The organism is Pseudomonas sp. OVF7 (assembly GCF_030644265.1).
In the GTDB taxonomy this organism is placed as follows: domain Bacteria; phylum Pseudomonadota; class Gammaproteobacteria; order Pseudomonadales; family Pseudomonadaceae; genus Aquipseudomonas; species Aquipseudomonas gorinensis.
Window position 1 is genome coordinate 968,581 of the sequence record NZ_CP128996.1, and the last position, 24,531, is coordinate 993,111.

Sequence of the window (24,531 nt, forward strand, 5' to 3'; positions counted from 1 at the left end):
CAACCGCTGAAAACAATCTAATCCCTACAGGCTGTGCGGGCTTGCCCATGATGTAAGCGACGCGGTATTACCTGCACTGCGCGATGGGGCCATCACCGGCAAGCCAGCGCCCACTCTCCAAGGAGGTCAATAACAATTATGAAAGACGCCACCCTCGCACTGCACCACGGTTTCAAATCGGACCCGACCACCAAGGCCGTTGCCGTACCGATCTACCAGAACGTCGCCTTTGAATTCGATAACGCCCAGCATGGCGCCGACCTGTTCAACCTGGATGTGCCCGGCAACATCTACACGCGGATCATGAACCCGACCAACGATGTACTTGAGCAGCGCATGGCCGCACTGGAAGGCGGCATCGCCGCCCTGGCGGTCTCCGCCGGCAGCGCGGCAATCCACTATGCGATCCAGACCCTGACCCGTGCCGGCGACAATATCGTCACCACCCCGCAACTCTATGGCGGCACCTACACCCTGTTCGCCCACCTGCTACCGAGCTTTGGCGTCGACGTGCGCTTCGCACGCAACGACTCTGCCGAAGCCATCGCCGAGCTGATCGATGACAATACCAAGCTGGTGTACTGCGAAAGCATCGGCAACCCGGCGGGTAATATCATCGACCTCGAAGCCCTGGCCAACGTCGCCCACGCCCGCGGCGTGCCGCTGATGGTGGACAACACCGTGGCCACGCCGATCCTGTGCAAGCCGATCCAGTTCGGCGCCGATATCGTCGTGCACTCGGTGACCAAATATGTCGGCGGGCATGGCAATTCCCTCGGCGGCGTGATCGTCGACAGTGGCACGTTCCCGTGGACGAAATACCCGGAAAAATTCCCCGGCCTCAACCAGCCCGAGCCGGCTTACCACGGTGTGGTCTACACCGAGAAATTCGGCCCTGCCGCCTTTATCGCCCGCGCACGCACCGTGCCCCTGCGCAATACCGGCGCGGCGCTCGCCCCCATGAATGCCTTTCTGTTGCTGCAAGGCCTGGAGACCCTCGCCCTGCGTATGGAACGCCACACCGAGAACGCCCTGAAGATCGCACAGTTCCTGCAACACCACGTCGAGGTCGAATGGGTCAGCTATGCCGGGCTGCCGGACCACCCGCACTACGCGCTGGCGCAGAAATACATGCAGGGCAAGCCGTCGGCGATCCTGTCCTTCGGCTTGAAGGGCGGCTACGACGCCGGCGTGCGCTTCTACGATGCGCTGCAAATCTTCAAGCGTCTGGTCAATATCGGCGATGCCAAGTCCTTGGCCTGCCATCCGGCCTCCACCACCCATCGACAGATGAACGAACAGGAACAGGCCAAGGCCGGCGTGAAGCCAGAAATGATTCGGTTGTCAGTGGGCATTGAGGCGATCGAAGACCTGATCGATGATTTGCAACAGGCGCTGGCGTCAGCCCGACTCTAAGGCCAGGTAATCGACCAGTGCCGCCGGGGTTGCGTGCGGCATACGTACGAAATAGGCGACCTTGTGCCTCAAGGTCGCAGCCGCAAAGGCCCCATGCAAATCGGGCCGCTCCTCCTCCAGCCATTGCAGCAGGTTTTCCACCTGGGTGACGCTGGAGTGATCGGCCAGGGCCTGGAGTACTGCCTCCGACATCGCCCACCACGGGCTGCTTTTGGCCGGCCCTGCTCCGCTGCTTGCCAGCGCATGCAACTCACCGTTGATCCAGTAACGATGAAACACCGGCAACATCGCCTTCGCCTCCGAACCCATCGCTTGCAGCATCGGCAGCAGGTAAGTCCCGTCCCAAAAGCGGAAGAACACTGCTTGCCCATCCGGCATCAGCACTTTGGTCAGGCTGCGCAAATGCGCCACGACGGTGGGTAACGGACAGGTGGACACCGCCAACCAGCCCCAATCGCGGCCCTCGCACTCAGCCGCCCAATCCAGAAATGCGCTGTCCACGGCAACCACTGCGGCATGGGGCATCACCGGTTCCCATTGAGCGTATTCGGTTCCAGCCCAGATCGCCTCGGGGGGGTGCTCTCCCGACTCGCGCCAGGCTGCAACGGGGCAATAATCGCTGGCGCTGCCCAACACGGCAAACAATTGCTCCCCTGGTTGCAGGGGGTCACGCTTCAGCCATTCGCGGGGGGCGATCACAGGGCACCGCCATGGGTCGTGGTGCAGACGCCGTTCTTGCATCGCTCACATTCCGCGCAAAATGGTGCGCTGCGCTTGAAATTGAGTACCTGCGCCATGCCCAGCAACACCGGGAGAACCGCGGGCACACTCGCCGGCGCGGCACTGAGTTGAATCGGCGCACTGCTGAAAATCCCCGCCGCCGATACCGTGATCGAATGCCCTCCCGCCTGCAGCGTGATACTTCCCGCTGCGTCCACCGTAACCCGCTGCCCCGCGTTGAACGCCATGTCCTGGCCGGCCTGCAGACGGAAGTCGTGCAGCACCTGCTGGCGCCAGTCACGCTCGGCGCGCAGGTAGATTTCCTCGGCACCTTTGCGGTCCTCGATGCACAACTCGTTGTACCCACCCCCACCGGGGCTGCTCTGGCTGCGGAAGATGCTGCGGGTCTTGTCAGCCGGCAACGTCAGCGGAACGGGCGTCACCGCATTGGGCACGCAGCCCATCACCATCGGCATGTCGACGTCACCATTGACGAACCCGACCAACACCTCCATGCCGACCCGCGGGATCAACATCGAACCATAGCGCTGATGGGCCCAACCACTGGCCACCCGCAGCCAGCAACTGGAGTGTTCGTCGTGCTGCCCGGCGCGGTCCCACGCCATTTGCACCTTGACCCGCCCCAAGGCGTCACAATGAACCTCGCTGCCACCGGGGCCGGTCACCACGGCATTCTGGTAACCGGCGACCAACGTACGAGCCTGCGGCAAAGGTGGACGAAACGTGACATCCCAGGGGGCGGCGACAAAGTCGTTGCGATAGCCCTGGCGAAACTCAGCGCCCGGCACTTGCGTCACCGAGTCCTCCAGCACCTGGGGCTGCAACCCCTCGTGGGTAACGGCCGTCACCAGCCACAAATCATTCCACTCCTCACGGGGGTGACCGGCGAGCCGTAGAAACTGGCCACAGAGCATGGCCGACTGATCGCTGCTGCCATGAGCCAGGCGATGATCACAGCGGTGACGTTCCAAGGCGCGCTGCGCGAGGTACTTGCCATGGGAACGGTCGCTGAAGCGGCCCGGATAGCGCTGCTCTTCAAGGCGTGGGAACTGCTCCCCGGCCACCGCACTTTCCAATGTCACATTCGGCTTGGAAAAGTCGTAGTCGCGCAGGCTGACCGCCGTGGTGCGCGCCTGGACTCTTACGGTAAAGCGCTTGATCGCCGGCGTATCCGCCACCATTCCCGAACCGGGGTGATAGGGCGTGGCCTGCTCGGCCTGGGCAAATACCGTCTGGTCGTCACCAAACACCAGCAAGTGCCTGTCCGGCGAATGCTGGAAGTGATAGTGAATACCCACCTCGGCGCACAAGCGCTGTACGAACGCCAGATCGGTCTCATCAAACTGCACGCAATACTCCCGCTCAGGGTATTTGCCACTCAGGCGAAACTCGAAGGTATCGCCCTGGCACCCCTGCCCTTCCAGCACCAGCGAAATGATCTGCGGCACCGTCTTACCCTGAAAAATACGTTGATGACTGCTGTGTTGCAGGTAAGCCAGCTGCGGCACCAGGCGCAACTGATAGCGGGTCAGGCGCCGGCCGGCGTCGCCTTGGGCGGCGAGATAAACCAGGCCATGGATACCGTGGCCCTGGGGGGCGAACCCCAAAAACGCCTCGCGATGCATCAGGCTTTCCAAGTCAAGGTCCGGCTGCTCGCCCACCACTTCAAGATCAAAGCAATAGGGCTGGCTCAGGGTTTCCTGACCTTTGAAGCTGTAGACCTTGAGATCACTGGCAACCCCATCCAGGGTCAGGGTGAAGGCACTTTGATTGGCAGGAGCGAACATCCGGTGTTTCTCTGCAAAGGGTGGGCGAGCGATTTTGCACCAGCCCCACACCCCACTGGGCATGCTTCAGGCAAATCAGTAAATCCCTACAACTGAGCGTCTGGGTTTTCTTAGAGCCGAACGAATCGCAGGCCAAAAAAAGGCCCGCCATCCGAAGGAGGCGGGCCTTTCTCAACTCAACGAGTGCTCAGCACTCGGCGAATTACTTGTTGAGGTTGTAGTCTTTTTCCGCTGCATCAAAACGCTCGACCATACCGGCAGTCGGTGCGCCCAGCTTGCTGACGATGTAGATCGCCAGGCTGGCAAAGATGAAGCCTGGAATGATTTCGTACAGGCCCAGTAACGCGAAATGCTTCCACACGATCACCGTAATCGCGCCGACCAGGATACCGGCCAGTGCGCCGTTACGGGTCATGTGTTTCCAGATCACCGAGATCAGCACCACAGGGCCGAATGCCGCACCGAAACCGGCCCAGGCATAACTGACCAGGCCGAGGACACGGTTGTTCGGGTTGGCGGCCATGGCGATGGCGATCAAGGCCACCAGCAGCACCATGGCGCGACCGACCCACACCAGTTCAACCTGGGAGGCGTTCTTGCGCAGGAAAGTCTTGTAGAAGTCTTCGGTCAGGGCGCTGGAGCACACCAGCAACTGGCAGCTCAGGGTACTCATCACCGCCGCCAGGATGGCTGACAGCAGCACACCCGCGATCCAGGGGTTGAACAGCAGCTTGGCCAGCTCGATGAACACACGCTCGTGGTTCTCATTGACCGGGCCGGCCACTTCCGGGTGCGCCGAGAAGTAAGCAATACCGAAGAAGCCTACGGCGACGGTGCCGCCCAGGCACAGGATCATCCAGGTCATGGAGATGCGTCGTGCGTTGGCGATCGACTTCACCGAGTCCGCCGCCATGAAACGCGCGAGGATATGCGGCTGGCCGAAATAACCCAGGCCCCAGCCCATCAGCGAAATGACGCCGATGAAGGTGGTGTTTTTCAGCATGTTGAAGTTGTCGGGGTTCTTCGCTTCGATCGCCAGGAAGGTGGTATCGACGCCACCGGTGGCCAACAGCACGATGATCGGCGTCAGGATCAGCGCGAAGATCATCAGGGTGGCTTGTACGGTGTCGGTCCAGCTCACCGCCAGGAAACCACCGACGAAGGTGTAGGCAATCGTCGCCGCAGCACCCGCCCACAAGGCCGTCTCGTAGGACATCCCAAAGGTGCTTTCGAACAGACGGGCACCGGCCACGATGCCGGAGGCGCAATAGATGGTGAAGAACACCAGGATCACCACCGCGGAGATGATCCGCAGCAGGCCACTCTTGTCTTCGAAACGGCTGGAGAAGTAGTCCGGCAGGGTCAAGGCGTCGCCGTTATGTTCGGTCTGTACCCGCAGGCGACCGGCCACGAACAGCCAGTTGAGGTAGGCACCGACGATCAGGCCGATGGCGATCCAGCTTTCCGACAGGCCGGACATGTAGATTGCGCCCGGCAAGCCCATCAACAACCAGCCACTCATGTCGGAAGCTCCGGCCGACAAGGCCGTCACCACGCTACCGAGGCTGCGGCCGCCCAGGATGTAATCGGAAAGGTTGTTGGTGGAGCGATAGGCCATGAGGCCGATCAGTACCATTGCTGCGATGTAGATCACAAACGTGATCAGGGTGGGATTGCTAACGCTCATTAGAGTGACGCCCTGGCTTTGTTTTTATGTAGCGACGGTCTGTCGGACGGCCACCCGTGGATAGTGGGGTAGACGAACCGGCGTGCCGTGCATTTATGACTGGCGTTTCCCCAGGAAAGCCGCCAGCCGATGAACCGAACCCTGAAGGCGGTTGCACCTTGGGCGCGAATGCTATTCAACAAAGCAAATAAGGTGCAACCAGTTTCTGGGGAATAAGTTGCACCCAGGTGTAAATTCGAGAAAACAGCGTGTTTTTGCTCCTTTTCGGAGCAAGAACAGCCGATCTCAGAAGCAAATGCACCAATACCAAGCCGATTCCGTCGAAGGCCGGTTTTTTTCCGATGAAGCATCGAAAATTTCCTGAACAAAAAGGGTTGCACCCGGTTGCACCTCTTCATGCGCAAAGCTAATCTTGCCGCCAGCTGATGCCACTCGGTAGTGGCACCCATGAGGATAAGAAAATGGCTACGACCACCCTTGGGGTCAAACTCGACGACCCGACCCGCGAGCGCCTGAAGGCCGCCGCGACCTCCATTGATCGCACGCCGCACTGGCTGATCAAGCAGGCGATTTTCAATTACCTGGAGAAACTCGAGGGTGGTGCAACCCTGACCGAGCTCAATGGCTTGAGCAGCAAGGATGCCGATGATGCCGGTGAGGTTCAGGCCGACCACGCCCACCAATGCTTCCTGGAGTTCGCCGAGAGCATCCTGCCGCAATCGGTACTGCGCGCCTCGATCACCGCCGCTTACCGTCGCCCCGAACCAGAAGTGGTGCCAATGCTCATCGAGCAGGCTCGCCTGCCAGTGCAGATGGCCGAAGCCACCAACAAGCTGGCCGCTTCGATTGCCGAAAAACTGCGCAACCAGAAGAGCGCCGGCGGCCGTGCCGGTATTGTCCAGGGCCTGTTGCAAGAATTTTCCCTGTCATCCCAGGAAGGCGTGGCACTGATGTGCCTGGCCGAAGCGCTGCTGCGCATCCCGGACAAAGGCACGCGTGACGCGCTGATCCGCGACAAGATCAGCACCGGCAACTGGCAGCCGCACCTGGGCAACAGCCCGTCGCTGTTCGTCAATGCCGCCACCTGGGGCTTGCTGCTGACCGGGAAACTGGTCGCCACCCACAACGAAGCCGGCCTCACCTCGTCCCTGAGCCGCATCATCGGCAAGAGCGGCGAGCCGATGATCCGCAAGGGCGTCGACATGGCCATGCGCCTGATGGGCGAACAATTCGTCACCGGCGAAACCATCGCCGAAGCCCTGGCCAATGCGAGCAAGTTCGAAGCCAAGGGTTTCCGCTATTCCTATGACATGCTCGGTGAAGCCGCACTGACCGAACACGATGCGCAGAAATACCTCGCGTCGTACGAACAAGCCATTCATTCCATCGGCAAAGCTTCCCATGGTCGCGGGATTTATGAAGGCCCGGGCATCTCCATCAAGTTGTCGGCACTGCACCCGCGCTACAGCCGCGCGCAGTACGAACGCGTGATGGACGAGCTGTACCCGCGCCTGCTGTCCCTGACCCTGCTGGCCAAGCAATACGATATCGGCCTGAACATCGACGCCGAGGAAGCCGACCGCCTGGAGCTGTCCCTGGACCTGCTCGAACGCCTGTGCTTCGAGCCGCAACTGACCGGCTGGAACGGCATCGGTTTCGTGATCCAGGCGTACCAGAAGCGCTGCCCGTATGTGATCGACTACGTCATCGACCTGGCGCGCCGCAGCCGCCATCGCCTGATGATCCGCCTGGTGAAAGGCGCTTACTGGGACAGCGAAATCAAGCGCGCCCAGGTCGAAGGCCTGGAAGGCTACCCGGTATACACACGCAAGGTGTACACCGACGTTTCCTACATTGCCTGTGCACGCAAACTGCTGTCGGTGCCGGAAGCCATCTACCCTCAGTTCGCCACGCACAACGCCCATACGCTGTCGGCCATCTACCATATCGCCGGTCAGAACTATTACCCCGGCCAGTACGAGTTCCAATGCCTGCATGGCATGGGTGAACCCCTGTACGAACAGGTCGTGGGCAAGGTGTCGGAAGGCAAGCTGAACCGTCCGTGCCGCGTCTATGCACCGGTCGGCACCCACGAAACACTGCTGGCCTACCTGGTACGCCGCCTGCTGGAAAACGGCGCCAACACCTCGTTCGTCAACCGTATCGCCGACCAATCGATCTCGATTCAGGAGCTGGTGGCCGATCCAGTGGCCAGCATCGAGCAGATGGCGACGCTGGAAGGCGGCTTCGGCCTGCCGCACCCGCGTATCCCGCTGCCGCGTGACCTGTACGGCAGCGACCGCGCCAACTCGGCCGGTATCGACCTGGCCAACGAACACCGCTTGGCGTCGCTCTCCTGCGCCCTGCTGGCCACTGCGCACAACGATTGGAAAGCCGCGCCGATGCTCGGATGCGCCGCCAGCAATCAAGCAGCGGCAGCGGTATTGAACCCGTCCGACCTGCGCGATGTGGTCGGCCACGTACAGGAAGCCACCGTCGAAGACGTCGATAACGCGATCCAGTGCGCCATCAACGCCGGCCCGATCTGGCAGGCCACCCCGCCCGCCGAGCGCGCCGCGATCCTGGAACGGGCCGCCGACCTGATGGAAGGCGAGATCCAGCCACTGATGGGCCTGCTGGCACGCGAAGCCGGCAAGACCTTCGCCAACGCCATCGCCGAAGTGCGTGAAGCCGTGGACTTCCTGCGCTACTACGCGGTACAGGCGCGCAACGACTTCACCAACGATGCCCACCGCCCGTTGGGCCCGGTGGTCTGCATCAGCCCATGGAACTTCCCATTGGCGATTTTCAGCGGCCAAGTCGCCGCGGCACTGGCCGCCGGTAACCCGGTGCTGGCCAAGCCTGCCGAACAGACCCCACTGGTTGCCGCCCAAGCCGTGCGCATCCTGCTCGAAGCCGGTATCCCGGAAGGCGTGCTGCAACTACTGCCAGGCCAGGGTGAAAGCGTGGGGGCACGCCTGGTCGGTGATGATCGCGTCAAAGGCGTGATGTTCACCGGTTCCACCGAAGTCGCGCGCCTGCTGCAACGCAGCGTCGCCGGGCGCCTGGATGCCCAGGGTCGTCCGATCCCGCTGATCGCCGAAACCGGCGGCCAGAACGCAATGATCGTCGACTCCTCGGCGCTGACCGAACAAGTGGTCATCGATGTGGTGTCGTCCGCGTTTGATAGCGCCGGCCAGCGTTGCTCGGCCCTGCGCGTCCTGTGCCTGCAGGAAGATTCGGCAGACCGCGTGATCGAAATGCTCAAGGGCGCCATGGCGGAATGCCGCCTGGGCAACCCGGAGCGCCTGTCGGTGGATATCGGCCCGGTGATCGACGCCGAAGCCAAGGCCGGCATCGAGAAACATATCCAGGCCATGCGCGACAAAGGCCGCAATGTGTATCAGGTGGCGATTGCCGATGGCGAAGAGATCAAGCGCGGCACCTTCGTGATGCCGACCCTGATCGAGCTGGAAAGCTTCGACGAGCTGCAACGGGAAATCTTCGGCCCGGTACTGCACGTGGTGCGCTACAAGCGCAAAGAAATCGACCAGCTCATCGGCCAGATCAACGCCTCCGGCTACGGTCTGACCCTGGGTGTGCATACCCGCATCGACGAGACCATCGCCAAGGTGATCGACAACGTCAATGCCGGTAACGTCTATGTGAACCGCAACATCGTCGGGGCCGTGGTCGGCGTACAGCCATTCGGCGGCGAAGGCCTGTCGGGGACCGGCCCGAAAGCCGGTGGCCCGTTGTACCTGTATCGCCTGCTGTCGACCCGTCCTACGGATGCCATCGAGCAATCCTTCGTACGCGGCGACAAGCTGACTGCACCCGATGTGCGCCTGCGCGACGCCATGAGCCAACCGCTGAACGCCCTGAAAACCTGGGCCGACAGCAATAAGTTCAGCGAACTGAGCGCCCTGTGCACGCAGTTCGCCGCGCAATCGCAAAGCGGTATCACTCGCCAACTGGCCGGCCCGACCGGCGAGCGCAACAGCTACGCCATCCTGCCTCGCGAGCACGTGTTGTGCCTGGCGGAAGTCGAAGGCGACCTGCTGACCCAGCTCGCGGCGGTCTTGGCCGTTGGCGGTTCAGCGGTATGGCCGGAAACTGACCTGACCAAAGCCGTGTTCACACGCCTGCCGAAGGAGATTCAGGCGAAGATCAAACGCGTGGCGGACTGGACCAAAGACGAAGTGGTGTTCGACGCGGTCCTGCACCACGGCGATTCCGACCAACTGCGTGCGGTGTGCCAGCAAGTGGCCCAGCGTGGCGGGGCGATTGTCGGCGTGCATGGTCTGTCCCAAGGGGAAACGGCGATTGCCCTGGAGCGCCTGGTGATCGAGCGAGCGTTGAGCGTCAACACCGCTGCGGCGGGCGGCAACGCCAGCCTGATGACCATCGGCTAACCCTGACGAAACACGGTCAACATGTGAGAGGGGGCTTGCCCCCGATAGCGGAGTATCAGTCAGTCCATCGGATACTGACACACTGCTATCGGGGCAAGCCCCCTCCCACATTTGATCGCCTTTCAATTCCCCTCCCCGCGTTCTGCCTCTTCATCACCCAAATCAATCTTGCTATCCAGCCTCTATTCGCGCACTTAGACTCCGGCCTACTCCATATAGGTAAGCCGCCATGTCCGAGACGCTCCTCAGTTCCCGCAATCTGGCTTTCGAGCTGTACGAAGTCCTCGACGCCGAGGGCCTGACCCAGCGCGAGCGGTTTGCCGAACACAACCGCGAAACCTTCGACGCCGCGATCAGCACCGCGCGCAGCATCGCGGAAAAGTACTTCGCGCCGCATAACCGCAAAAACGACGAAAACGAACCGCGCTACGAAGACGGCAAGGCAATTTTGATTCCAGAAGTGAAACCCGCCGTGGATGCCTTTCTGGAAGCCGGTTTCCTCAATGCTGCGCGCAGTTTCGAAGCCGGTGGCATGCAGCTGCCCACCCTGCTGTCCCAGGCCTGTTTCGCCCACTTCCAAGCCGCCAACGCCGCCTCTACTTCCTACCCGTTCCTGACCATGGGCGCAGCCAACCTGATCGAAAGTTTCGGCACCGAGGAGCAGAAACAACGCTTCCTGCAGCCGATGATCGAGGGCCGCTTCTTCGGCACCATGGCGCTGACCGAACCCCATGCCGGCTCCTCCCTATCAGATATCCGAACCCGCGCGGAGCCTGCGGCCGACGGCAGCTATCGCCTCAAGGGCAACAAGATCTTCATCTCCGGCGGCGACCATCCGCTGTCGGAAAACATTGTGCACATGGTGTTGGCCAAGTTGCCGGACGCACCAGCCGGGGTGAAGGGCATTTCGCTGTTTATCGTGCCCAAATTCCTCGTCAACGACGACGGCAGCCTGGGGGCGCGCAACGATGTGTTGCTGGCCGGGCTGTTCCACAAGATGGGATGGCGCGGCACCACGTCCACAGCGCTGAATTTCGGCGATAACGGCCACTGCGTCGGCTACCTGGTGGGCAAACCCCACCAGGGCCTGAGCTGCATGTTCCAGATGATGAACGAAGCACGTATCGGCGTGGGCATGGGCGCGGTGATGCTCGGCTACGCCGGTTACCTCTACTCGTTGGAGTACGCCCGCGAACGCCCCCAAGGCCGCCTGCCGGACAGCAAGGACCCGACCACTGCACCGGTGTCCATCATCCAGCACGCCGATATCAAGCGCATGTTGCTGACCCAGAAAGCCTACGTCGAAGGCGCCTTCGACCTGGGCCTATATGCCGCGCGGCTGTTCGATGACACCACCACCCTGGCCACCGACATCGAACGCCGGCAAGCCCACGAACTGCTGGACCTGCTCACCCCCATCGTCAAATCCTGGCCTTCGGAGTTCTGCCTGAAGGCCAACGAGCTGGCGATCCAGATCCTCGGCGGCCACGGTTACACCCGTGAATACCCGGTGGAACAGTACTACCGCGACAACCGCCTGAACCCGATCCACGAAGGCACCCACGGCATCCAGTCCCTGGATTTGCTCGGGCGCAAGCTCGCACAGAACGGCGGCGCTGGTCTAAAACAGTTGATTCGCTTGATCGCCGAGACCGGCGCACGCGCGCAGAAATACCCTTCGCTGACCGCCCTGAGGGAACCGCTGGAACACCTGGTGGCCCGCCTGCAAAGCGTCACGATTGGCCTGCTGACCGATCTCGCCCAAGGCAAGGTCAACAGCAGCCTGGCGAACTCGGCACTGTACCTGAAGGTATTCGGGCACACGGTGATCGGTTGGCGCTGGCTGGAACAGGCGATTCGCGCCGAGGAAGGGTTGGCCAAGGGCAATGCAGCGGATGTCGACTTCTATAAAGGCAAGCTCCAGGCTGCGCGGTATTTCCTGACGTGGGAGGTGCCGGGTTGTCATCACGAATTGCGCCTGCTGGAGGACAGGGATGACACCTGCCTGAACATGCAGGACAAATGGTACTAAGCACCTGTCAAGGTTGACAGGTGTTGATCACACGAGAGGCAGATAGAATCGTATGCCCTGAACGTTGTCTTGCCGTATTCGGGATAAGTGCAGTTTTTTCTGCAGCGCGACTACGCATAGGATCAACATCAATGAAAACGAAAATCATGCTTCAACAAGAAAACATCGGCACATCCAGCTATGTCGGTGATGCGCCGGAAGATGTTTTGATCAGAATCGGTGAGGAGTGGATCGTAGACAAGACCTACGTTTGCACCGAGAAAACATACAAGCTGCTGCCTGACGTGGGCGAGGAGAAAAACCGCTACACCGTCGAAGCCGTATTTTCAGAAAAAGCGACAACAGAGCCCGCCTCGGCGCGCAAAGTCGAAGTGGTCTTTACTGTTAAAAATGATCGCGCGTTCCCGGAAGTACCAGGGACGGAACACAACCCCGAATACGTGTTCTCCATCACCATTGGCGATCGCTTGACCGACAGATCAAACCAAACAGCGTCGGTACTTCGAAAATACTATCGCCCTATGTCAGGGGGCCGACTGACGATCGGCTATTACCTGGGTTAAGGCTGAACATTCAAAAGCGACGCGCCCATGTTCAGCAGGCATACGCTCCCGGTAGATGGGAGCGTATCGCCGAGTTTGCGGTTAGATACCGCCTGGCATGCAGCCATCGGTTCAACGGCAGTATCAAGGCTGCCCGATCGCCTTCGAAATCACCTCGACCGTGGCGCTGACTTGCTCTTGGTAACGGTCGAGTTCCTGCTGGTGACGCTGCTGCATTTCGATCTGCTCGGCGCACAGGTTCAGCGCGGCCAGCACCAGTAATTTGTCACCGATGAGGGTCGGGTACTTTTTCTTGGTGGTGGCCAGCGAGGCCTTGAGCATCGTCACGGCGTGCATCAGGGTTTGATCTTCCCCGGCCGGTGCCTTGATCGAGTAATCCTCTCCGAGAATCGAAACGACCTTTATCCCTTGGTTCATGCGCTGACAGGCCCTGCGCTCACGCGTTCAACCAGTGCTTGAATGCGCGCGGCGGTGGCACCGTGCTTTTCTTCCTGCTCCATCAGGTTCAGTTGCAGGCTGTCGTTCTCATCCTTGGCGCGGGCCAGTTCGGCCTTGAGGGCCTCGTTGCTGCCCAGCAGGTCTTGATTCTGCTGTACCAGGTCGCTGACCAGTTGTTCCAGTTGGCTGAGGGATGCTTCTAACATTTTGATTTCTCTGGCTTTTTAAAAGGGCGGTGACGATAAAGAAAATTCACCTCGGATGCCAGGGTTATCCCCGGCGCGCAGCCCGATAGTTAAGGGCCGGGCCGCACTTTCGAGCCTTAGTGACTGCATTTACCCCATCTGGTTCCGGAATCGGTGCAACCCCTCGTCAGATGCGACAAAAGCGCACGCCCCTTTAGACTTTAGTCGTACGGCCGATACGCGATGCACACCCCGTCTCATGGCCGCATGGATCGCGCTCCTCCCCCAGGACTCCAGCATGTCTCTTCGTAATATGAATATCGCGCCGCGCGCCTTCCTAGGCTTCGCGTTGATTGGTGCACTTATGTTGTTTCTCGGTGTATTCGCCCTGAACCAGATGAGCAAGATCCGTGGCGCCGCGGAAGACATCACCCTGTCCAGCGTGCCGAGCATTCGCGCCCTTGATGAATTCACCCAACTGACCCTGCGCCTGCGGGTGCTGTCATACCGCTTGCTGACCAACCGCGAACCGGATGTGCAGCAAAAAACCCTGGAAGCCTTTGACCTGCGCAACCAGCAGATTCGCACAGCACAGGGTGTCTACGAAAAACTGATCGACAGCAGCGAGGAACGCTCGACCTACGACGAGTACGTACGTTTGCTCAGCCAATACCATCAGATCGAAGAGCGCATGAAGAGCTTGTCGCGCGCCAACCGGATGGAGGAATTGCGCAGCCTGCTCAACACCGAATTGCTGAGCAACTCCGAGCAGGTCAACGCCGTACTCACGCGCCTGCTGGAGATTAATAACAAGATGGCCCTGGCCACCAACCAACAAGCCGAAGACCAGTACAACCTGGCCTTTGACCTGGTGGTGGGCCTGCTGGTGATCGCCACCGCGCTGACGTTGTTGTTCGCCTGGCTGTTGACCCGCAGCATCACCGTGCCGATTTCCCAGGCCCTGGATGCCGCGGAAGAAATCGCCGAAGGCAACCTCACGCGGCCGATCAAGGTCGACGGCAACGACGAGGCCGGTCGCCTGCTGGCGGCGATGACGAAGATGCAGGACAAACTGCGCGACACCTTGCAACGCATCGCCGGCTCGGCCACCCAGTTGGCTTCCGCCGCGGAAGAACTGAACGCGGTCACGGATGAAAGCGCTCGCGGCCTGACCCAGCAAAACAACGAAATCGAACAAGCCGCCACCGCCGTCAACGAGATGACCAGCGCCGTCGAGGAAGTCGCGCGCAATGCGGTGAGCACCTCCGAGGCCTCGCGCAACGCCACCACCTCTGCCGGTGACGGCCGCGACCTGGTACAGGAAACCGTCAGCGCCATCGAGCGCATGAGTGGCGACGTGCAAGCCACTGCCACGCTGATTGGCGAGCTGGCCAATGAGTCCCGTGATATCGGCAAGGTACTCGACGTGATTCGCGGCCTGGCCGACCAGACCAACCTGCTGGCCCTGAACGCGGCGATTGAAGCGGCGCGGGCGGGCGAAGCCGGCCGCGGTTTTGCCGTGGTGGCCGATGAAGTGCGGGCCCTGGCCCATCGCACCCAACAATCCACCAGCGAAATCGAGCGCATGATCGGCAGCATCCAGGCCGGCACCGAGCACGCCGTGGACTCGATGCGTAACAGCACCGAGCGCGCGGAATCGACGCTGAACATCGCCAAAGGCGCAGGTATGTCGTTGGACACCATCAACACGGCGATCATCGAGATCAACGAGCGCAACCTGGTCATCGCCAGCGCGGCGGAAGAACAGGCCCAGGTGGCGCGGGAAGTGGACCGCAACCTGGTGAATATCCGCAACTTGTCGGTGCAATCGGCAACCGGCGCCAGCCAGACCAGTGCGGCGAGCGGTGAGCTGTCGCGCCTGGCGGTGGATTTGAACGGGATGGTCGGGCGCTTCCGCCTCTAACTGATACAACTGGGTCAAGAAGGTGGGAGGGGCTTGCCCCCGATAGCAGTGTGTCAATCAGCACATCTGATTCTGATACAGCGTAATCGGGGGCAAGCCCCCTCCCACATTTGGATCTATATGAATCAGAAAAAGCTTTTTGACAGCGCGGCAATTCAACAGGTTAGAATCGCTGGCACGTAGACTGCATGGTCAGTTTGCGCCCGTCTTATATGCTCATGGAGTACTGCCTTTGAATGCGACGACCATCAACAGCCTGTTCTTGATCGGCGCGTTGCTGGTGGGTGCAAGCATTCTGGTGAGTTCCCTGTCGTCCCGCCTGGGCATCCCGATCCTGGTGATCATCCTGGCCGTGGGCATGGTCGCCGGCGTTGACGGCGGCGGTATCATCTTCGATAACTACCCGACCGCCTACCTGGTGGGCAACCTCGCGTTGGCCGTGATCCTGCTCGACGGCGGCTTGCGCACGCGGGTGGCGAGTTTTCGCGTGGCACTCTGGCCGGCGCTATCGCTGGCCACGGTGGGGGTGTTGATTACCACCGGCCTCACCGGCATGGCCGCCGCTTGGCTGTTCAACCTCAATATCATCCAGGGCCTGCTGATCGGCGCCATCGTCGGCTCCACCGACGCCGCCGCGGTGTTCTCGCTGCTCGGCGGCAAGGGCCTCAACGAACGGGTCACCGCCAGCCTGGAAATCGAATCCGGCAGCAACGACCCGATGGCAGTGTTCCTCACCGTCACCCTGATCGACATGCTTGCCAGCGGCCAGACCGGCCTGCACTGGAGCCTGCTGACCCACCTGATCCGCGAATTCGGCATCGGCGGCCTCATCGGCCTCGGCGGCGGCTGGCTGATGCTGCAAATGGTCAACCGCATCAACCTGGCCACTGGCCTCTATCCGATCCTGGTGATCGCCGGCGGCCTGGTGGTATTCGCCCTGACCAACGCCCTGCACGGCAGCGGCTTCCTCGCGGTGTACCTGTGCGGCCTGGTGATCGGCAACCGCCCGGTGCGCAGCCGCCATGGCATTTTGCATATGCTCGACGGCATGGCCTGGCTGGCCCAGATCGGCATGTTCCTGGTGCTGGGGTTGCTGGTCACGCCCCATGACCTGCTGCCCATCGCCCTGCCGGCCCTAGGCCTGGCACTGTGGATGATCCTGTTTGCGCGGCCATTGTCGGTGATGGTCGGCCTGCTGCCGTTCAAGGCGTTCCACGGCCGCGAGAAAGCCTTTATTGCCTGGGTCGGCCTGCGCGGCGCGGTGCCGATCATCCTGGCGGTGTTCCCGCTGATGGCCGGCCTGCCCCATGCGCAGCTGTACTTCAACCTGGCGTTCTTTATCGTGCTGGTCTCGCTGCTGGTACAGGGCACCAGCCTGCCGTGGGTGGCCAAGCTGCTGAAAGTGACCGTACCGCCGGAGCCCGCACCGATTTCCCGGGCGGCCCTGGAAGTCCACGTCACCAGCGAGTGGGAGCTGTTCGTCTACCGCCTCGGCGCAGAGAAATGGTGCATCGGCGCCGCCCTGCGCGAACTGAAAATGCCCGAAGGCACACGGATCGCCGCGCTGTTCCGTGGCCAGCAACTGCTCCACCCGTCGGGTAGTACGGTGTTGGAAGTCGGCGATCTGCTCTGCGTGATCGGCCACGAACACAACCTGCCGGCCCTGGGCAAACTGTTCAGCCAGGCGCCGCAACGCGGCTTGGATCTGCGCTTTTTCGGCGACTTCGTCCTCGAGGGCGACGCCCAGCTGGGCGCGGTTTCCGCCCTGTACGGCCTCAAGCTGGAAGGTATCGACCCGGACATGCCACTGAGCCGCTTCATCACCCAGAAAGTCGGCGGTGCGCCCGTGGTCGGCGACCAGGTGGAGTGGAACAACACCATCTGGACCGTCGCGGTCATGGACGGGAACAAGATTGGCAAAGTCGGCGTCAGATTCCCCGAAGGAAGTCGCCCGGGCCCCGGACTCTTCCTCTAAACTGCGGGGCGACAACGCCCCTGATTCTTCACCTTGCTCGACCGGTCTCTATGCTAACCCTGCGCACTTTTCTCGCCACTGCCCTGCTGGGCCTGACTCTTTGTGTCGGCAGCGTATATGCCGCCGACCCACCCAGCGCCGACGCCATCCAGCAAACCCTGGACAAGCTGCCTGATCGCAAGCTGCCCGACGCCGACATGAAGGCGCTGCAGTCGATCCTGCAACAGACCCTGACCTACCTGGGTAACAAACAGGATTACGAACAGCGCCTGGCGGACCTCAAGCGCCAGCTGGAAGACGCGCCGCGCCAGACCAGCGAGAACCAGCGCGAACTGACCCGGCTCAAGGCCACCAAGGTCATTCCGGTAGCCCAGCGCTACGCCTCGCTGCCGGTGCCGCAACTGGAGCAATTGCTGGTGCAGCGCACCACCCAGCAAGGCGACCTGCAAAAAGACCTGGCCGAAGCCAACAGCCTGACCATTGCCGCCCAGACCCGCCCCGAGCGCGCCCAGACCGAAATCAGCAACAGCCAGACGCGCATCCAGCAGATCAATTCGACCCTCAAGGCCGGCAAGGACAATGGCAAGACCCTCAGCAGCGACCAGCGCAACCAGTTGAACGCCGAACTCGCCGCCCTGAACGCGTTGATCCCCCTGCGCCGCCAGGAACTGGCCGGCAACAGCCAACTGCAAGACCTGGGCAACAGCCAGCACGACCTGGTAGTCGAAAAGACCGCGCGCCTGGAACAAGAGATCCAGGACCTGCAAACCCTGATCAACCAGAAACGCCTGGCCCAGTCCCAACAGACCGTTACCCAACAATCGATCGAAGCGCAGAAAGCCGGTGGCAGCAGCCTGCTGGCCACGGAAAGCGCGGCCAACCTGAAGCTGTCCGATTACCTGCTCAAAAGCACCGACCGCCTCAACGACCTGACCCAGAAAAACCTGCAGACCAAGCAGCAACTGGACACCGTGACCCAGAGCGACTCGGCGCTGGATGAACAGATCAACGTCCTCAAGGGCAGCCTGCTGCTCTCCAAGATCCTCTACAAGCAAAAACAGGCACTGCCACGCCTCACGGTAGACCGCGACCTGGCGGACGATATCGCCAACATTCGCCTGTATCAGTTCGAGGTCAACCAGCAGCGCGAGCTGATCAGTTCCCCCAGCACCTACGTAGACAACCTGCTGGCCAACCAGCCGCCGGACGATATCACCCCGCAACTGCGCCGCACCCTGCTGGAACTGGCGATCACCCGCAGCGACCTGCTGGAGCGCCTGAGCCGCGAACTGAGCGCACTGCTTAACGAATCGATCACCCTGCAACTGAACCAGAAACAACTGCTCAGCACCGCCACCACCCTGCGTGCGACGTTGGACGAGCAGATGTTCTGGATCCCCAGCAACAAGCCGCTGGACACCGAATGGCTGGAAACCGTACCGGCGCACCTGAGCAAGCAAGTCACCAGCCTGCCTTGGGCCTCCAGCGTCAGCGAACTGTACGATGGCCTGACCCAGCGCCCCCTGCTGTTCCTGCCGCTCCTGCTGTTGATCGGCGCCCTGCTGTGGCGACGTAACGCCCTGTACGCCCGCCTGAAAAAGGTCCACCTGGATATCGGCCACTTCAAGCGCGACAGCCAGTGGCACACACCACAGGCGATCCTGGTGAACATCCTGCTGGCGATGCCGGTGGCCCTGGGCCTGGCGCTGTGCGGCTATGCACTGCAGATCGACGCCCGTGGGCAAAACGCCAACCTCGGCGCGGCACTGTTGCAGATCGCCCAGGCGTGGCTGGTGTTCTACACCGCCTACCGCATCCTGGCGCCGGGCGGCGTGGCCGAGTTGCACTTCCGCTGGGAAAAACCCCAGGTCGAATTCCTGCAAGGCTGGGTGCGCAAGCTCGGGCTGGTGGTTCTGGCCCTGGTGGCCGTGGTGGCGATTGCCGAACATCAACCGGCAGCGCTGGCCGACGACGTGCTGGGCATTGGCGTGGTGCTGTTGTGCTATGCGCTGATGGCCTGGCTACTGGGGCGCCTGCTGTTACACAGCCCGACCCACGAAAAAGCCTCGCTGTTTCGCAAAGCCATGGGCCTGGTGTTTACCGCGCTGCCCATCGCCCTGTTTATCGCCGTGTGCTTCGGCTACTACTACACCGCGCTCAAGCTCAGTGACCGGTTGATCAATACCCTGTACCTGCTGATGCTCTGGCTGGTCATCGAAGCCACCTTCGTACGCGGCCTGGGCGTTGCCGCACGGCGCCTGGCCTACTCCCGCGCCCTGGCCAAGCGCCAAGCAGCCAAGGAAGCCGGCGACGGCGAGGCGGTGATCGAAGAACCGACCCTGGACATCGAACAGGTCAACGAACAATCGATGCGCCTGATCCGCCTGGCCTTGCTCGGCGGCTTCATCGCGGCGCTGTACTGGGTGTGGTCAGACCTGATCTCGGTGTTCTCCTACCTGGACAACGTCACCCTCTACGAATACACCAGCGGCACCGGCGCCAATATCAGCATGGTGCCAATCAGCATCGGCGACCTGCTCGGCGCGCTGATCATCATCGGCATCACCTTCGCCCTGGCGCGCAACCTGCCCGGCTTGCTGGAGGTGCTGGTGCTGTCCAAGCTGGACCTGGCCCAGGGCAGCGCCTACGCCACCACCACGTTGCTGTCGTATGTGATTGCCGGCGTCGGCTTTGTCTCGACCCTGTCCACCCTCGGTGTGAGCTGGGACAAGTTGCAATGGCTGGTCGCCGCGCTGTCGGTGGGCCTGGGCTTCGGCATGCAGGAGATCTTCGCCAACTTTATCTCCGGCATCATGATCCTGTTCGAACGCCCGGTACGGATCGGCGACACCATTACCATCGGCAACCTGTCGGGCACCGTGAGCAAGATCCGCATCCGCGCGACCACCATCACCGACTTCGACCGCAAGGACATCATTGTCCCGAACAAGACCTTCATCACCGGGCAATTGATCAACTGGTCGCTGACCGACACCATCACCCGAGTCACCCTGAAACTGGGGGTGGACTACGGCTCCGACCTGGACCTGGTGAAGGAATTGCTGCTCAAGGCTGCGCGAGAAAACCCACGGGTGCTGAAGGAACCGGAACCCCATGTTTACTTCCTCAACTTCGGCGAAAGCACCCTCGACCATGAATTGCGCATGCACGTGCGCGACCTGGGCGACCGCAACCCGGTGATCGACGAGGTGAACCGCTTTATCAACCGCGAGTTCAAGAACCACCACATCAACATCTCGTTCCGGCAGATGGAGGTCTACCTGAAAAACCTCCACGGCCAGGAGTACAAGCTGGTGCCGGTAGAAGACGAAAACAGGACCATCGTCGGTCCGGTCGAATCCCCGGATACCCCGGAGCCACCACCGGGCAAAGTGGCGGATGCCCCCGAGCCGCCCCCCTCCAAGCTCGACTAAACCGCCTATCCCCAGCAGAATGCTCGGACATTCTGCTGGAGATGGCCGGTGAAAGCCCTCGACGAACTGACCTTCGACAACCGCTTCGCACGCCTGGGCGACGCGTTCTCGACCCACGTATTGCCTGAACCCCTCGACGAACCACGCCTGGTCGTGGCGAGCGATGCCGCCATGGCCCTGCTCGACCTCGACCCGACGGTGGCCGAAACCCCGGTATTCGCCGAGCTGTTTGGCGGGCACAAGCTATGGGCCGAGGCGGAACCGCGGGCGATGGTCTACTCCGGGCACCAGTTCGGCTCCTACAACCCACAATTGGGCGATGGCCGTGGGTTGCTGCTGGGCGAGGTGTACAACGCCGCCGGCGAGCATTGGGACCTGCACCTCAAGGGCGCCGGGCAGACGCCTTACTCGCGCATGGGCGACGGCCGCGCCGTGCTGCGCTCTTCGATTCGTGAGTTTCTCGCCTCTGAAGCGCTGCACGCGCTGGGCATTCCCAGCAGCCGCGCACTGTGCGTGATCGGCTCCAGCACCCCGGTGTGGCGTGAGAAGCAGGAACGCGGGGCCATGGTCCTGCGCCTGGCCCGCAGCCATATCCGTTTTGGTCATTTCGAATATTTTTATTACACCAAGAAGCCCGAACAGCAGGCTGAACTGGCCGAACACGTGTTGAACCTGCACTACCCCGACTGCCGCGAACAGCCCGAACCGTATCTGGCGATGTTCCGCGAAATCGTCGAACGCAATGCAGAACTGATCGCCAAATGGCAGGCGTATGGTTTTTGCCATGGGGTGATGAACACCGACAACATGTCGATCCTCGGCATCACCTTCGACTTCGGGCCGTTTGCGTTTCTGGATGATTTCGACGCGCACTTCATCTGCAACCACTCCGATCACGAAGGACGCTACTCCTTCAGCAACCAGGTGCCGATTGGCCAGTGGAACCTCAGCGCGCTGGCCCAGGCACTCACGCCGTTTATCAGCGTCGATGCCTTGAAGGAAGCCCTGGGCCTGTACCTGCCGTTGTACCAGGCGCACTACCTGGATTTGATGCGTCGTCGTTTGGGGCTGACCACTGCTGAAGACGATGATCAGAAATTGGTGGAGCGCTTGCTCAAGCTGATGCAGAACAGCGGCGTGGACTACACGCTGTTCTTCCGACGGCTGGGGGATGAATCGGCAGCGTTGGCCGTGACGCGGTTGCGCGATGATTTCGTCGATAGAGCCGGGTTTGATGCCTGGGCCGAGCTGTACAAGGCCCGTGTCGAACGGGATGGGGACGGCACCGAAGAACAGCGCCGTGCGCGAATGCATGCGGTGAACCCGCTGTACATCCTGCGCAACTACCTCGCACAAAACGCCATCACCGCTGCCGAGTCAGGCGATTACAGCGAAGTGCGGCGCTTGCACGAGGTGCTTTCCAAGCCATTCGAGGAACAGGCGGGGATGGAACAGTACGCGCAGCGGCCGCCGGATTGGGGCAAGCATCTGGAGATCAGCTGTTCGTCGTGATACGCGCCATGCTCGCGGTTAGATGAACATATCGACCGGCACCTTGAAATAATCCGCCAGCCAACGAATCTGCCGAACGTTGAGCTGGCGTTTTCCACTGAGGATTTCCGAGACAACCGATTGAGCGCCAACACCTGGCAAATCACTCTGCGTCAAACCATGCTCCTGCATCAGGGATCGCAATACGTCGACACCGCTGGCCTCTGGCACTGGCCAATGCTCCAAGTCATAAGCCTCGACCCAGTCACCGATGATATCGACCACGCCCATCAACGGGTGAGCTTCGTCTTCCCCTACGATATCCAGCAATTCGTCGAGCGCCTCCACCAGCACATCGTAGTCAGCCTCGGTTTTGGGCTTGCGCAACAGGGGCGACACGAATTGCCAATGCTCGGCCACCTGCTCGATCAGCACACTCATTTCCACTCACTCCTTCCAATTACCCTTGTCGTATTCCCGATGGTCCAGCACATGTCGAATATAGAGCCGCTGCATTCGGTAGCGCACAATCGCAATGAGGCGCAGCTTGTTACCACCTATGTTGAAGACGTGTAACGCCCCCACTTTATCCACGGCCGGAAAAATCGATTTCAACGCCGCGAAGTCTTCTGGATTGAGGACTTTGACCTTCCGATACCACGCATCCAAAGCACAGGCTGAATGAGGCCACTTCACTTTGGCATTGCGGATTTGTTTCGCACTGATTACGCGCATGCAACATCCCTATCGCATATTGCTATGGAGGTTAAACCCGAACTGCGACTATCGCAATTTGCTATGGCGCCGAACGGACCAATGGTGCTGTTTCGAACAAGCACTCCCAGCCTAGATAGGCATGCGCCAATCGACATTTGCGAATCTGTTAGCGCATGCGTCGTCGCCCTCGAGCTTGATAAAACGGCTACCTGACTCCAGATAGGGAGCATTGGCCACATCCACGGAGCGCCACCATGTCCGAACCTCTCGTTATCCCCTGCCCCCATTGCAACGGCCTCAACCGCATCCCCGGAGAGCGCCTGGGGGATACGCCCAAATGTGGGCGCTGCAAGCAGCCGGTTCTACTGAGCAAGCCTTTCGAGCTGAAGCAAGGCGACTACGCCAGCCAGATCAAGGGCGATTTACCGTTGCTGGTGGATGTGTGGGCCGATTGGTGTGGGCCGTGTAAATCCTTCGCGCCGGTATTCGAACAGGCGGCCGCGCAGCTGGCGGGCAAGTGCCGGCTGGCCAAGCTGGACAGTGAGGCTAATCAGCAGCTGTCGGCGCAGTTGGGGATTCGTTCGATCCCCAGTTTGATTCTGTTCAAGAACGGCCGCGAAGTGGCGCGCCAGAGCGGCGCCTTTCCGTTGCCGCAGTTGATGAGTTGGTTGCGTAGCCAGGGGGTGTAACCCGAATGCCAGTCAGTTAAGTTTTTTTGTAGGAGCGAGGGGGACGCCTAGTTCTTGCTCGCGAAAAACGTCAACGATAACGCGTGTTTCCTGAGTGAATGCGGCGTCTGTGAGTTTTTCGCGAGCAAGAACTAGGCGTCCCCCTCGCTCCTACAGAAGGCGATGTACGCTTAACTGACTGGCATTCGGGCTTGCCCGTTCCCACATTGGGTCCGGGTAGCGCTTGACGTCAGGCATTTTCCAGCAGGTTGTGCAGCTCCACGAATTGCAGAGTGAGCTTATGCCGTGGGTCCAGGTGGATCAGCGGCTTGTTCTGCTGGTGCGACTCACGCATGCGCACTGAGCTGGCCAGGTACACCGGCAATACCGGCAAGCCTTCGGCCATCAACTCATCGAGCATCTGCTGCGGCAGGCTCGCCCGGGCCTGGAACTGGTTGACGACGATGCCTTCCACTTCCAGACCCTCGTTGTGGTCCTCCTTCAACTCTTCGATTTCCGCCAGCAGGCCATACAACGCCTGGCGCGAGAAACTGTCGCAATCGAAGGGGATCAATACACGATCAGCGGCAATCAGCGCCGAAACCGCATAAAAATTCAATGCCGGCGGGGTATCCAGGTAAATCCGGTCGTAATCCTCGCTCAATTCATCCAGCAGCTTTCGCAGCTTGTTGATCTTGTGCTTGGCCTCGAGCTTGGGCTGCAAATCCGCCAACTCTGCGGTGGCCGTGATCACATGCAGGTTGTCGAACGGTGTCTCGTAGATATCCACGCGGTTTTTCTTGGAAAAAGGCCCGGAAGACAGGGTTTGCTTGAAGAATTCGGCAATGCCCATCGGGATATCATCGCCGGTCAGCCCGGTAAGGTACTGGGTGGAGTTGGCTTGTGCATCGAGGTCCACCAACAGGGTTCGATAGCCTTCACTGGCGCTGACTGCCGCCAGGTTGCAGGCGATACTGGACTTGCCAACGCCGCCTTTCTGATTGAACACCACGCGCCGCATGGAAAAACCTCCGTGTATCAATGAATGTCCGAGTGTA

General features: G+C 60.9%; 17 protein-coding genes. 9 read left to right on the forward strand and 8 right to left on the reverse strand.

Features of this window, described 5'->3' with window-relative positions; all coding sequences use genetic code 11:
- Nucleotides 1-138 precede the first annotated feature (138 nt).
- The gene (locus QU606_RS04330; RefSeq protein ID WP_024073022.1) at nucleotides 139-1,416 is read left to right on the forward strand and encodes an O-acetylhomoserine aminocarboxypropyltransferase/cysteine synthase family protein; all 1,278 of its coding nucleotides are present in this window, start codon (nucleotides 139-141) and stop codon (nucleotides 1,414-1,416) included.
- On the opposite strand, the gene QU606_RS04335 is transcribed toward QU606_RS04330, so the two are convergent.
- From QU606_RS04335 to putP, 3 genes are all read right to left on the reverse strand, one after another.
- Nucleotides 1,402-2,115: a DUF4123 domain-containing protein gene (locus QU606_RS04335; RefSeq protein WP_304998141.1), complete on the reverse strand. Its 714-nt coding sequence runs from the start codon at nucleotides 2,113-2,115 to the stop codon at nucleotides 1,402-1,404. The two genes, QU606_RS04330 and QU606_RS04335, sit on opposite strands and share 15 nt — an antisense overlap.
- The gene (locus QU606_RS04340; protein ID WP_304998142.1) at nucleotides 2,112-3,944 is read right to left on the reverse strand and encodes a type VI secretion system tip protein VgrG; all 1,833 of its coding nucleotides are present in this window, start codon (nucleotides 3,942-3,944) and stop codon (nucleotides 2,112-2,114) included. The genes QU606_RS04335 and QU606_RS04340 overlap by 4 nt, the downstream gene beginning before the upstream one ends.
- 202 nt (nucleotides 3,945-4,146) lie before the next feature.
- The gene (gene putP / locus QU606_RS04345) at nucleotides 4,147-5,631 is read right to left on the reverse strand and encodes a sodium/proline symporter PutP (protein ID WP_024073019.1); all 1,485 of its coding nucleotides are present in this window, start codon (nucleotides 5,629-5,631) and stop codon (nucleotides 4,147-4,149) included.
- Between the two features lie 461 nt (nucleotides 5,632-6,092).
- Between putP and putA the strand changes: the two genes are divergently transcribed.
- The 3 genes from putA to QU606_RS04360 all read left to right on the forward strand — a co-directional run bounded on the left by putA (nucleotide 6,093) and on the right by QU606_RS04360 (nucleotide 12,641).
- Entirely contained in the window at nucleotides 6,093-10,046 is a 3,954-nt protein-coding gene (gene putA, locus QU606_RS04350; RefSeq protein WP_024073018.1) for a trifunctional transcriptional regulator/proline dehydrogenase/L-glutamate gamma-semialdehyde dehydrogenase, read from the forward strand.
- A gap of 229 nt (nucleotides 10,047-10,275) precedes the next feature.
- Nucleotides 10,276-12,078, forward strand: coding sequence for an acyl-CoA dehydrogenase (locus QU606_RS04355; RefSeq protein ID WP_069075115.1), 1,803 nt, complete (start codon nucleotides 10,276-10,278; stop codon nucleotides 12,076-12,078).
- A 131-nt stretch (nucleotides 12,079-12,209) separates the two neighbouring features.
- The gene (locus QU606_RS04360; RefSeq protein ID WP_069075114.1) at nucleotides 12,210-12,641 is read left to right on the forward strand and encodes a hypothetical protein; all 432 of its coding nucleotides are present in this window, start codon (nucleotides 12,210-12,212) and stop codon (nucleotides 12,639-12,641) included.
- A gap of 123 nt (nucleotides 12,642-12,764) precedes the next feature.
- Here the strand turns inward: QU606_RS04360 and QU606_RS04365 are convergent, their stop codons facing one another.
- Both QU606_RS04365 and QU606_RS04370 read right to left on the reverse strand, forming a co-directional pair.
- Nucleotides 12,765-13,058 (reverse strand): cell division protein ZapA, encoded by a 294-nt coding sequence (locus tag QU606_RS04365; RefSeq protein WP_024073015.1) that lies wholly within the window; start codon nucleotides 13,056-13,058, stop codon nucleotides 12,765-12,767.
- The gene (locus QU606_RS04370; protein ID WP_024073014.1) at nucleotides 13,055-13,285 is read right to left on the reverse strand and encodes a hypothetical protein; all 231 of its coding nucleotides are present in this window, start codon (nucleotides 13,283-13,285) and stop codon (nucleotides 13,055-13,057) included. Before QU606_RS04370 ends, QU606_RS04365 begins: the two co-directional genes overlap by 4 nt.
- 277 nt (nucleotides 13,286-13,562) lie before the next feature.
- Between QU606_RS04370 and QU606_RS04375 the strand changes: the two genes are divergently transcribed.
- The 4 genes from QU606_RS04375 to selO all read left to right on the forward strand — a co-directional run bounded on the left by QU606_RS04375 (nucleotide 13,563) and on the right by selO (nucleotide 22,109).
- Nucleotides 13,563-15,188, forward strand: coding sequence for a methyl-accepting chemotaxis protein (locus tag QU606_RS04375; protein WP_304998143.1), 1,626 nt, complete (start codon nucleotides 13,563-13,565; stop codon nucleotides 15,186-15,188).
- A gap of 232 nt (nucleotides 15,189-15,420) precedes the next feature.
- A complete protein-coding gene (locus tag QU606_RS04380) occupies nucleotides 15,421-17,163 on the forward strand; it encodes a potassium/proton antiporter (RefSeq protein WP_024073011.1) in 1,743 nt (580 codons plus the stop codon).
- 50 nt (nucleotides 17,164-17,213) lie between these two features.
- A complete protein-coding gene (mscK, locus tag QU606_RS04385; RefSeq protein WP_024073010.1) occupies nucleotides 17,214-20,597 on the forward strand; it encodes a mechanosensitive channel MscK in 3,384 nt (1,127 codons plus the stop codon).
- Between the two features lie 48 nt (nucleotides 20,598-20,645).
- The gene (gene selO, locus QU606_RS04390) at nucleotides 20,646-22,109 is read left to right on the forward strand and encodes a protein adenylyltransferase SelO (RefSeq protein ID WP_069075112.1); all 1,464 of its coding nucleotides are present in this window, start codon (nucleotides 20,646-20,648) and stop codon (nucleotides 22,107-22,109) included.
- A gap of 18 nt (nucleotides 22,110-22,127) precedes the next feature.
- Here selO and QU606_RS04395 read toward each other — a convergent pair whose 3' ends face one another.
- Together QU606_RS04395 and QU606_RS04400 are read right to left on the reverse strand one after the other, a co-directional pair.
- Nucleotides 22,128-22,529, reverse strand: a complete 402-nt coding sequence (locus tag QU606_RS04395) for a type II toxin-antitoxin system HigA family antitoxin (protein ID WP_024073008.1) — start codon at nucleotides 22,527-22,529, stop codon at nucleotides 22,128-22,130.
- 6 nt (nucleotides 22,530-22,535) lie between these two features.
- Nucleotides 22,536-22,823: a type II toxin-antitoxin system HigB family toxin gene (locus QU606_RS04400; RefSeq protein ID WP_024073007.1), complete on the reverse strand. Its 288-nt coding sequence runs from the start codon at nucleotides 22,821-22,823 to the stop codon at nucleotides 22,536-22,538.
- Between the two features lie 236 nt (nucleotides 22,824-23,059).
- Between QU606_RS04400 and trxC the strand changes: the two genes are divergently transcribed.
- Nucleotides 23,060-23,494 carry a thioredoxin TrxC gene (gene trxC, locus QU606_RS04405; protein WP_024073006.1) on the forward strand — a complete coding sequence of 145 codons (435 nt, stop codon included), beginning with the start codon at nucleotides 23,060-23,062 and terminating at the stop codon, nucleotides 23,492-23,494.
- A gap of 229 nt (nucleotides 23,495-23,723) precedes the next feature.
- On the opposite strand, the gene QU606_RS04410 is transcribed toward trxC, so the two are convergent.
- Nucleotides 23,724-24,494 (reverse strand): ParA family protein, encoded by a 771-nt coding sequence (locus tag QU606_RS04410; protein ID WP_024073005.1) that lies wholly within the window; start codon nucleotides 24,492-24,494, stop codon nucleotides 23,724-23,726.
- Nucleotides 24,495-24,531: the final 37 nt, after the last annotated feature.

Excerpts from the sequence above, each read along its gene's own strand:
- QU606_RS04340 (WP_304998142.1), bottom strand. The coding sequence starts at position 3,944 with ATGTTCGCTCCTGCCAATCAAAGTGCCTTCACCCTGACCCTGGATGGG.
- QU606_RS04330 (WP_024073022.1), top strand. The coding sequence starts at position 139 with ATGAAAGACGCCACCCTCGCACTGCACCACGGTTTCAAATCGGACCCG.
- QU606_RS04365 (WP_024073015.1), bottom strand. The coding sequence starts at position 13,058 with ATGAACCAAGGGATAAAGGTCGTTTCGATTCTCGGAGAGGATTACTCG.
- QU606_RS04400 (WP_024073007.1), bottom strand. The coding sequence starts at position 22,823 with ATGCGCGTAATCAGTGCGAAACAAATCCGCAATGCCAAAGTGAAGTGG.
- QU606_RS04370 (WP_024073014.1), bottom strand. The coding sequence starts at position 13,285 with ATGTTAGAAGCATCCCTCAGCCAACTGGAACAACTGGTCAGCGACCTG.
- QU606_RS04395 (WP_024073008.1), bottom strand. The coding sequence starts at position 22,529 with ATGAGTGTGCTGATCGAGCAGGTGGCCGAGCATTGGCAATTCGTGTCG.
- putP (WP_024073019.1), bottom strand. The coding sequence starts at position 5,631 with ATGAGCGTTAGCAATCCCACCCTGATCACGTTTGTGATCTACATCGCA.
- QU606_RS04355 (WP_069075115.1), top strand. The coding sequence starts at position 10,276 with ATGTCCGAGACGCTCCTCAGTTCCCGCAATCTGGCTTTCGAGCTGTAC.
- QU606_RS04410 (WP_024073005.1), bottom strand. The coding sequence starts at position 24,494 with ATGCGGCGCGTGGTGTTCAATCAGAAAGGCGGCGTTGGCAAGTCCAGT.
- mscK (WP_024073010.1), top strand. The coding sequence starts at position 17,214 with ATGCTAACCCTGCGCACTTTTCTCGCCACTGCCCTGCTGGGCCTGACT.
- putA (WP_024073018.1), top strand. The coding sequence starts at position 6,093 with ATGGCTACGACCACCCTTGGGGTCAAACTCGACGACCCGACCCGCGAG.
- QU606_RS04360 (WP_069075114.1), top strand. The coding sequence starts at position 12,210 with ATGAAAACGAAAATCATGCTTCAACAAGAAAACATCGGCACATCCAGC.
- trxC (WP_024073006.1), top strand. The coding sequence starts at position 23,060 with ATGTCCGAACCTCTCGTTATCCCCTGCCCCCATTGCAACGGCCTCAAC.
- QU606_RS04375 (WP_304998143.1), top strand. The coding sequence starts at position 13,563 with ATGTCTCTTCGTAATATGAATATCGCGCCGCGCGCCTTCCTAGGCTTC.